The sequence below is a fragment of the Pseudomonas sp. CM27 genome (assembly GCF_013179515.1).
Classification (GTDB): domain Bacteria; phylum Pseudomonadota; class Gammaproteobacteria; order Pseudomonadales; family Pseudomonadaceae; genus Aquipseudomonas.
This window is the reverse complement of the sequence record NZ_JABMCN010000403.1, coordinates 1-2270: the sequence shown is the minus strand read 5'-3', so window position 1 is coordinate 2270 and position 2270 is coordinate 1. Positions and strand designations below refer to the sequence as shown.

General features: G+C 64.1%; 3 protein-coding genes. All 3 read left to right on the top strand.

Going from position 1 to position 2270, the window contains the following annotated elements:
• On the top strand, nt 1-941 hold a 941-nt coding region (gene urtC, locus HP547_RS28375; protein WP_172288811.1), incomplete at its 5' end, for an urea ABC transporter permease subunit UrtC.
• A complete protein-coding gene (gene urtD / locus HP547_RS28370) occupies nt 938-1795 on the top strand; it encodes an urea ABC transporter ATP-binding protein UrtD (RefSeq protein WP_172288809.1) in 858 nt (285 codons plus the stop codon). The genes urtC and urtD, both read left to right, overlap by 4 nt.
• Before the next feature lie 146 nt (nt 1796-1941).
• Nucleotides 1942-2270, top strand: a 329-nt coding sequence (locus HP547_RS28365) for an ATP-binding cassette domain-containing protein (RefSeq protein WP_172288807.1), incomplete at its 3' end; no start/stop codon positions are given.

The following is a 2270-nucleotide window of genomic DNA, read 5'->3' as shown; positions in this document are numbered from 1 at the left end:
CGGCCTACACCCTGACCCTGGTCGGCAAGATCCTCTGCTATGCCATCGTCGCCCTGGCCCTGGACCTGGTCTGGGGTTACGCCGGGCTGTTGTCGCTGGGGCACGGGCTGTTCTTCGCCCTGGGTGGCTACGCCATGGGCATGTACCTGATGCGCCAGGCCGCCGGCGACAGCCTGCCGGGGTTCATGACCTTTCTGTCGTGGACCGAGCTGCCGTGGTACTGGGCCGGCACCCAGCACTTCGCCTGGGCGCTGTGCCTGGTGGTCCTTGCACCCGGGCTGCTGGCGCTGGTGTTCGGCTGGTTCGCCTTCCGCTCACGCATCAAGGGCGTGTACTTCTCGATCATGACCCAGGCCCTGACCTTCGCCGGCATGCTGCTGTTCTTCCGCAACGAGACTGGCTTTGGCGGCAACAACGGCTTCACCAGCTTTCGTACCATCCTTGGCTTCGAGATTGCTGCGCAAGGCACCCGCGCGGCGCTGTTCCTGCTCACCGTCGGCCTGCTGCTGGCCAGCCTGTACCTGTGCTGGTGCCTGACCCGCAGCAAGTTCGGCCGCCTGCTTACCGCCGTGCGCGATGGCGAAAACCGCCTGATGTTCTGCGGCTACGACCCGCGTGGCTTCAAGCTGCTGGTGTGGGTACTCAGCGCCGTGCTGTGCGGCCTGGCCGGCGCGTTGTACGTGCCGCAGGTGGGCATCATCAACCCCAGCGAGATGTCACCGACCAACTCCATCGAAGCCGCCGTGTGGGTCGCCCTTGGCGGGCGCGGCACGTTGATCGGCCCCCTGCTGGGTGCGGGGATGGTCAATGGCATGAAGAGCTGGTTCACCGTGGCCTTCCCGGAGTTCTGGCTGTTCTTCCTCGGCGCGCTGTTCATCCTCGTTACCCTGTACCTGCCCAAGGGCGTAGTCGGCCTGTTGAAGAAAAGGAACCAGCCATGAGAGGCGTGCCCCCGGTACACCCCGAATTCATGCTCGAGCCGGTGTTCGACAACCTCGGCAGCGGCCGTGAGGCGATAGGCCTGGGCCAGCGCCGCAAGGCCGGCCTCGACACCCGTCACGGCACGGTGCTGAGCCTGGAAGACATCAGCGTCAGCTTCGATGGGTTCAAGGCGCTCAACGCGCTCAACCTGTACATCGGCGTGGGTGAACTGCGCTGCATCATCGGCCCCAATGGCGCCGGCAAGACCACGATGATGGACGTGATCACCGGCAAGACCCGCCCCGACAGTGGCACGGCCTACTTCGGCGACACACTCGACCTGACCGGCATGAGCGAGTATCAGATCGCGCAGGCCGGCATTGGCCGCAAGTTCCAGAAGCCGACGGTATTCGAAGCACTGACGCTGTTCGAGAACCTGGAGCTGGCGCTGAAGGCCAATAAATCGGTGTGGGCGAGCCTGGCGGCCCGTTTGAGCGCTGAACAGCGCCAGCGCATCGACGAAGTGCTGACCACCCTGCGCCTGCTGCCCTTGGCCCAGCGCCAGGCAGGCCTGTTGTCGCATGGGCAAAAGCAGTTTCTGGAGATCGGCATGCTGCTGGTGCAGGAGCCGCAATTGCTGTTGCTGGACGAACCGGTGGCCGGCATGACCGACGCCGAAACCGAATTTACCGCCGAGCTGTTCAAGGGCCTGGCTGGCAAGCATTCGCTGATGGTAGTGGAACATGACATGGGCTTTGTCGGCAGCATTGCCGACCATGTGACCGTGTTGCACCAGGGCAGTGTGCTGGCCGAGGGTCCGCTGGAGCAGGTGCAGGCGGATGAGCGGGTGGTCGAGGTGTATCTGGGCCGCTAGATCTTCAAAGCTGTGCCGGCTCTATCGCCGGCAAGCCAGCTCCCACAGAACCCCCACAGGCCTCGGAGCTTGTGCTTTACCTGTAGGAGCTGGCTTGCCAGCGATAGGGCCGGCACAGGCACAGCAAACCTTTCAGGAACACCGACATGCTCAAGATCGACACCCTGCACCAGTACTACGGCGGCAGCCACATCCTGCGCGGCCTGTCCTTCGAAGCCAAGGTCGGTGAAGTCACCTGCCTGCTCGGCCGCAACGGCGTCGGCAAGACCACCCTGCTGCGCTGCCTGATGGGCCTGGTGCCCACCCGCGACGGCAGCATCGAATGGGAAGGCCAGCCGATCACCACGCTCAAACCTCAGCAACGAGTTCATGCCGGTATCGCTTATGTGCCACAGGGCCGCGAGATATTCCCGCGGCTGACGGTGGAAGAAAACCTGCTGATGGGCCTGTCGCGTTTTTCTGCACGTGAAGCGCG

Excerpts from the sequence above, each read along its gene's own strand:
- urtD (WP_172288809.1), top strand. The coding sequence starts at position 938 with ATGAGAGGCGTGCCCCCGGTACACCCCGAATTCATGCTCGAGCCGGTG.